Source organism: Aquimarina celericrescens (assembly GCF_042682765.1).
Classification (GTDB): Bacteria; Bacteroidota; Bacteroidia; order Flavobacteriales; family Flavobacteriaceae; genus Aquimarina; species Aquimarina celericrescens.
In genome coordinates, this window is sequence record NZ_JBHUHY010000013.1 from 261,949 (window position 1) to 269,801 (window position 7,853).

Below are 7,853 nucleotides of genomic sequence, written 5' to 3' on the forward strand. Positions count from 1 at the left end.
TGAAAAAATCCAAAATTGGGTGTTTTGACGGTGGTGGGTGTCTGGATTCAGGAATTCGGAGTGTTAATTCCCGAATTCAGACTACGTAACCTTTTGATTATCTATCGATTAACGTATTCCTGCTGTTTTTCAAACTGTTTTATAAAATACGAGGGATAAATCCCGGTTTTCTTATAAAACGACTTCGAAAACGCCTCGGTGGTATTAAAACCCGACTCGGTCGCCAGGGCTTTAATGGTATACATTCGGTATTTGGCTTCGGTTTTTAATTTGTCGACGATGAACTCGATACGTAAATCATTAATATATTGTATAAAACTTTTTTGCTTATAGGTATTGATGACTTTGGATAAGTATTTACTATTGGTACCAAATTTACTGGCCAAACCGCTGGTGGTAAGATTCATTTTGATATAGCCTTGTTTTTGTTCAAAATTGTCAAGCTGCTCCAAAATGGCATTTACAATCTCCTCAGAAATACCGATAGAAGCGGGGGTGGTTTTAGTTTTTACCTCTTCTACTTCTTGTTTTATCTCTTGAACAGGTTTGGTTCTGGTGGCCATCAACTCTTCAAAACGCTGTTGGTAGCGTTTTTGTTTTTTATAAGATAAAAACAAAAACACGCATCCAATACCTAATACTACCGATAAGATTAGTATCCCTATAGAAGAAGTAGTATGTTTATCTTCCAGATCTTCAATCAATGCTTCTTTTTGCAGTAACAATTCTGGAGTATCATAATCTTTTACCAATCGATCACTTACATACTTATAATTACTGTCTAGGATACTATCAGCACGCAACAGTCTGTTTACGTAAAACAATTGCTGGTTCTTATCTCCTTGAGATTTATAATAGTTGATTAGATTTGTATATACAGTTCTAATCTCAGGAATAGTATAAGTGTCCACCTGAAGGAGTGAATCGATTCGTTTGAAAGAACTAATTGAAGAATCTAATTTATTTAACGCTTTATAAGATTTCCCTCGATATAAATAGGTATTGATTAAATAAGATTTCTGAAATAAATATTTATTTTCAGTTTTCAAAAGAATCGGTAACAACGTATCGGTATCTTTAATAACCTCCTTATATTTACCATCATAATATTGAAGAAGGGCGTCATTCAATTTAAACAAATAAAGAACATTTTTTCCTTTGGACGGATTAAATCCTTTCTTATTTGTTATAACAGCAGAATCAATTTCATTATTTCTATGATAAGTTTGAACTAACTCAGAAAGTGTAGCAAGATAACTTAGAGAATCTCGTGAAGTCATTTTTTCCTTACTTATATCGTATAATAGACATTTTTTAAAAATAGCCTTTGCTTCTTCATACTTTCCAAGTTTCCGTTTCAAAATACCTATATTATGTATTGCTACATATTCTAAATCCTTATGCTCATTTTTTTTTGACCATTCAATAGATACTAAATAGTTATCTAATGCTTTTTTAAAATCACCCGAATTCTCATAAACCGCACCTTTGTTAATAAAGAAAAAAGCTGGGAATTTTTTGTTTTTTAATGTCTTTGAACTTTCAATAGCACTATCCAAATACATTATTCTTTTTTCATATTCATGTTTGGAAAAATGAGCATATCCAATTAATGCATATCCCATAGCCATTTCCAATTGATTACCTTCCACCCTAGCTTTTCTCAAATATATTTTTGCATATTGTTTTGCTAATTTACTATTCCTTTCCAATTGTTTGTAAGATTTTTCTCTTAAATCATTATAATCCAAATGTGCCAAAGAATCCGGGATCGTAAATTTTGGGGTGGTTTGAGCATTACTGTTTTCTATATGAATAAAGAGGATAAGAATGGTGATCTGTAGTACGTTCTTCATTTGTATTATTTCTTACATTTAGGTAACCATTTTCTGGTTACTATGTTGCATTATGCTATCAACGATATTCAGTAAACTATATTTTATAGCACTTACACTGTATAGCAAAACCAGTAATAGTGTTACTTAAATTACTCTATTAATATTGTAGTTTTTGTAAGGCTATATGCACCATGCCATACAAAAACAACTATTCGATGAGGCGTCTGGCCACATGAACACCATAATATAGTAGTACCCAGTATGTAGTTTGTACACTACTGGTTTCAAAAAAGTAAGAATGGGGTTTTTTATATTTTTTATAGTGTGCAATTACACATTATAAAGCAACAAATATACTATTTTATATGGTTTAAAAGACATAACATATTAAGATAACATTAACACTACAAGAGTTTTACACATTTGTTTGTAACTGTTTGATATAATAGGATGGATAAATACCTGTTTTTTTATAAAAAGTTTTGGCAAAAGACTCTGTGGTAGTGAATCCAATCTCCCGGGCGATGGCTTTGATCGTATATTTTCTAAATTTGGTGTCCTGTTACCAACGTTCCAGAACATAATCCATACGAAGATCGTTTATATATTGGCTCATGCTTTTTTGCTAATTTTTAATTCTTCTTTGCTGTGAATATGATTCATTTTTCAATTCATTACACGTTAACCGTGAAAAAGAATCTGGAATCACAAACTTTTCTATTTCCTGGCTATTTCTATAAAACTGAAAACAACACGATGATTAAAAAGATGGTTCTTGTAATATCTTTTATGCTCATTTCACGACTCAAAATCTAAGGCAAAAATATGCTGGTATTCTCCGAATATTTACATAAATATCCTTTGACAAAAACCCTTATTTCAAGAAAAAGACACTCTGTATTCATGAAAACGAGGTCTTAGCATTTGGGTTTTGTAGTTTTTTACATATTCAATCCTAAATAATTTTTAAAGTATTATATATCAATACTTTAAACTACAATTTCTGAAGTCTGGATTCTAAGAATACCGGGTTTGTATTCAGGAATCCCGACTTACTTGGCTTGTTTTCAGGCTTTTTTCGCCCCTATATTTGCTCCAGTCAAAACAACAAAAAAGAACAATAATTTTTAACTCGATAACAAAAACAAAATGATTGCAGTATTAACAAAAGGTATTTTAGAAATCACAACCCTATTGGTTGATCTGTTAACGACAATTATGCTCGCTTTTTAAAAATCACAAAAAAGAATATTAACCTAGAAAACACAAATCTTTTGAAATCACTCTTAAAAATAGCGCCAATTATATTCCTGTTTCTGGGATGCGGAGGGTCAAAGCTCCAAAAAGTACTTAGTTCAGGATCCGTAGTAAACCCATCTTTTACAGTAACCGTACCTTTTGAATACCGACAAGGGCTTATGGTAATCAAAGCATCTGTAGCGGGTAAAGAAGGTGACTTTATACTAGACACCGGTGCTTCTAATGTGTTTTCTAAAGAGTTACAACAAGAGTTAGCGTTACAGCCTTTGGATTCTGAAATGGTATACGGCGTTCACGGCGCTGGTCAGGAACTCGAATATGCATCGGTAGGCAGTATCAAAATCGGTGATATAGATTTTGTAAATACGATAACTGCCATTCATGATCTTAATGCAATCCCAGAAATCGCTTGTATAAATGTGGATGGCATTATTGGTGCCAACCTAATGCGCAAAGCTATATGGGATATTGATTTCAAAAATCAAAAAATTACCATTACCAGTACAGAGGATACTTTGGATATTCCTGTAAATCATAAAGCTATTAATTTCTTTGTAGGGTATCAAGGCACTCCATCAATAAGTGCAAAAGTAAACGGGATAACTGCCTTAAATAATCGTATCGATACTGGATATACAGGGGCTTTAAGTTTATCTCGAGTAGAGCTTCAAAAATTGATCAATAAGAATAGAATATCACAATACATAAAAGGTAATGGTAGTACTTCTGTGGGAGTATATGGATCAGGAAAACCTGAACCTTTTTACCACGGAATTATCGACAATCTATCCTATGGAGATCTAGAGTTACATAATACGGTGGTTTCTTTCACTGGATTGGATCAAAAGCTTCTGGGATTAAAATTCTTAAAGAATTATCGTGTCATTTTAAACTGGAATATCAGAAAGGCAAAGTTTATCCCAACAACACCTTATAATAATACTGAGGTAAGTACCTATGGTTTTGGGCCATCTTTCAAAGAAAACAAATTGTATGTAAAATCAATAATAGATGGATCTAGCGCAAATGAAAATGGGTTGAAGATAGGAGATCAAATCCTTGCTATTAATGAAGTAGATTTCAGTACAGTTACACAAAACCAGTGGTGCACATCACTGCAAAATGGAGTGGTTGATAATGCTGCAAAAACTATAAATATGACTATACAACGAGATAGTGTAATCACCAAGTTAACCTTAAATAAAACTGTAGTATTACAATAACAAAGAGAAAAAAAGAAGTAGATAAAATTAATACGTCATGAATTCAAAACCACATACTTTACTAGATAGATATGTACTTAGAACTCCAATTTTTTCGAGTAAGGTATTACATGATATCTCTTCGGAAAAGATTAAAGAACTGTGCAAAGATCCAATAGTTTCTGAAGCTATTTTTCTAGCCTCTCCAGAACTTCATGCCGAGATGCAAAAATATCTTACCGATAAAGATTACGACAACCCAAGATTAGAGTCGTCGCTTCTAAAATACATTACTCGTATGGGTTATCGATGCACGCCATTTGGATTATTTGCGGGGATTTCGGTTGGAAGGTTAAATGGAGAAACCAATATTGAGCTAAATGACATTGCACAGTTTACTAGAACTACCAGATTAGATATGAACTATCTGTGTTCTTTGGTTCAGGAGCTGGAAAGTATACCACAACTTCGTAACAACTTGACATACTATCCTAACAATAGTCTTTATAAAATTGGTAGTAAATACAGATATATAGAATACGGTTATAAAAATGCTACAAGACACCATTACATGATTGCCATCGATGCTTCGTTGTATATTGGAAAAGTTTTGAAACTTGCAGAAAAAGGAGCCAAAATTGCAGAACTGGCACAAGCTATTGTTTCTCCAGAAATTAGCAGCACCGATGCCGAGAATTTTATACATAATCTAATCGATAACCAAATCTTACTAAGTTCTATATCTCCTACAGTTTCTGGAGGTGATTATCTAGACCACATCTATAAAAACACAGGAGTAAGTTGGTTGAAAGAAGTCAAAGAGCTAATCCATGTCTTGGATCAGAAAGTATCTCATAAGAATTTAAAACCCTATCAAGATATTATTGAATTTCTGAAACAATTTGAGATTCCATTCAATAAGAAGTTTTTATTTCAAACTGACTTGGTCACGATTACAAAATCAAATGAACTCGATAGTGGTATTACAAAAGATATTCAAATGGGGTTACGTGCTCTTAATAAACTTTCCAGACCGTCTAAAAAACATAAATTAGAGCAATTTAAAAAGGCATTTTACGATCGATATGAAGATGAAGAAATTCCATTATCTATAGCACTAGATGTTGAAGCTGGTATTGGTTATGATCAAAATCACAAAGGTTCTTTTGATGTATGTCCGTTGATAGATGATTTACGCCTTTCAGGAACTACTGCACAAGATTCAGACGTAACCACATCTTATAAATATACTCTAGGTAAAGTAGATACGTTAATCAATCAAAAATTTACGGAAGCAAAATCAAAAAGTGCTCACGAAGTTGTTTTTACCGACAACGATCTAAAAGACCTGAAAGACAACTGGGATGATTTGCCTACCACATTTCCGGTAATGTGTAATCTTTTTGAAAGAAATGAAGGCCCATTGATCTCTATAGTAGATACAGGAGGTCCATCGGCAAGTTATCTTCTAGGAAGATTTAGCCACACCAATTCAGAAATCAAAGAGATTATTGAAGAGATCGTAGAAAAAGAAAAGAAAGATGATCGAATATTGGCAGAAATTGTACACCTCCCAGAATCGAGAACCGGAAATATCTTGTACAGAAACAATGTTAGAAAACATGAAATTGCATATTTGGCACAAAGCAATCTACCCCTAGATCAGCAAATATATATTTCAGATCTGTACATCTCTGTACAAAATGACACCCTTGTATTGAGATCCAAAAAGCTAAACCGACGTATCGAACCAAAAATGGCAAACGCACACAATTATGAAGATACTCCTTTACCTATATATCAGTTCTTGGGAGATATGCAAACTCAAAATCAGCGTAGCACGGTAAATTTTGATTGGGGAGATAGTTTATTCGAAGAAACCTTTTACCCTCGCGTACGGTACAAAAATGTCATCTTATCTGCAGCGCGATGGAGGATTAGTGGTCAAGAGTTAAAGCAGCTAAACAATAAAGAAAGTATTACCAAATGGCAGGAAAAACATAAAATTCCTTCTGTCTTTCTGGTAACCGATTACGACAATGAATTGTTGATAGATCTAGAAAATGATATAAGCCGAGATATGTTCTTATCTGAAATAAAAAATAAACCGGGAGTTTTATTAAAAGAAAATTTATACAACGAATTTGATTCGATTGTAAAAAAAGGAAAACATTCGTATAACAATGAATTTATATTCTCTCTTCACAAATAAGAAATCATGTTAGAAAAAACAAAAGACATACAACGAAAATTTATAATTGGAAGCGAATGGCTCTCGTACAAAATATATATGGGTACTCAAACGACAGATACCTTTATCAAAAACCAATTACCCCGCATAATAGGTGATTTACAAGAAAGAGAAATGATCGATAGTTGGTTTTTTATAAGATACGCAGACCCCGATTTCCACCTGCGATTAAGATTTCGGTTAAAAGATACTAATCAAATAGGAACTTTAGCCAAAGTATTGTATAACATACTGGAGCCCATGTTGGAAGAGCGGTTGATTCATAAAATACAAGTGGACACCTACTCCAGAGAGATAGAGCGATACGGGTATTATACCATGGAGGTTTCAGAAGAACTATTTAATATAAACAGCGAAATGATGATAACACTGCTAAATGCAATGAATGATGATGAAAATAAAAGATGGTTATGGGGCATGAAGGCTATTGACACGCTGCTCAATGAATTTGACTACAATCTGGAACAAAAACGCAATTTACTTCTGGAGCTTAAGACAGATTTTGGAAATGAGTTTGGTGTAAATAAAAATGTCAGAAAACAACTGAGCATGAAGTTTAGAAAGTACAGAAAATCTATAGAAGAAATACTACAACCTGATTCTCAACATGAAGTAGATCCATTGTTAAAAGATTATGCTTTGAGTTATCGTGGTGTAGCCAAAAAAACAATCCGAAAATTACGCAAAGAAAGTCTCCAGAAAGATACGGATTATTTGATGTACAGTTATTTACATATGCATTGCAATCGACTGTTTCCATCCAAACAACGAATGAATGAATGGGTGTTATATGATCTATTATACCAATACTATTATAGTCAACTAGCCAGAAGAAAAAAGGAAAATGAATCTATGAAAATAGCCGTATAAAAAAAATAACTAAAAGCAGATTTAATAAAACAGAACGAGACTATCTCTCCTAAAAGGGGATGTAATAATCGATGGGATAGTTCTCAAAATAAAATCAAGAAAAAAAATAATTTATAACAAATACAGTATGTTGGATTTAAACAAAAAAACAGTAGCAAACTTAAGCAATCAGGAATTACAAAAGGTAACAGGGGGACTTTGTATTAAGAGTACAAAAAGACAATGTACCTGGAAAATTGAAATTGGAAAAGGCAATACGGATATCGATGCCTCGCGCAACGATGGTATGGTTGCATAGTAGATAAAAAATCAATTTGTAAGGAGATTGCCGAAAATCCTTAATAGAGTAGGCATTAATTTTAAAAACTATTTATCATGTTAGATTTAAACAAAAAAACAGTAGCAAACTTAAGCAACCAGGAAATGCAAAAC

At 32.9% G+C, this 7,853-nt stretch carries 6 protein-coding genes; 5 read left to right on the forward strand and 1 reads right to left on the reverse strand.

The genetic code is table 11. From position 1 onward, the window contains the following. Positions 1–101: 101 nt before the first annotated feature. Positions 102–1,856, reverse strand: coding sequence for a helix-turn-helix domain-containing protein (locus ACFSJT_RS12890; protein ID WP_378320698.1), 1,755 nt, complete (start codon positions 1,854–1,856; stop codon positions 102–104). Between the two features lie 1,256 nt (positions 1,857–3,112). Between ACFSJT_RS12890 and ACFSJT_RS12895 the strand changes: the two genes are divergently transcribed. The 5 genes from ACFSJT_RS12895 to ACFSJT_RS12915 all read left to right on the forward strand — a co-directional run. Beyond that, entirely contained in the window at positions 3,113–4,321 is a 1,209-nt protein-coding gene (locus ACFSJT_RS12895) for an aspartyl protease family protein (protein ID WP_378320700.1), read from the forward strand. A 37-nt stretch (positions 4,322–4,358) separates the two neighbouring features. Next, a complete protein-coding gene (locus ACFSJT_RS12900) occupies positions 4,359–6,512 on the forward strand; it encodes a lantibiotic dehydratase family protein (RefSeq protein ID WP_378320702.1) in 2,154 nt (717 codons plus the stop codon). A 6-nt stretch (positions 6,513–6,518) separates the two neighbouring features. Then, positions 6,519–7,421: a thiopeptide-type bacteriocin biosynthesis protein gene (locus tag ACFSJT_RS12905; protein WP_378320703.1), complete on the forward strand. Its 903-nt coding sequence runs from the start codon at positions 6,519–6,521 to the stop codon at positions 7,419–7,421. Positions 7,422–7,548: 127 nt separating this feature from the next. Further along, the gene (locus ACFSJT_RS12910; RefSeq protein WP_378320704.1) at positions 7,549–7,719 is read left to right on the forward strand and encodes a class I lanthipeptide; all 171 of its coding nucleotides are present in this window, start codon (positions 7,549–7,551) and stop codon (positions 7,717–7,719) included. A gap of 77 nt (positions 7,720–7,796) precedes the next feature. After that, positions 7,797–7,853 (forward strand): class I lanthipeptide (locus tag ACFSJT_RS12915; protein WP_378320708.1); only part of this gene is annotated, 57 nt, incomplete at its 3' end.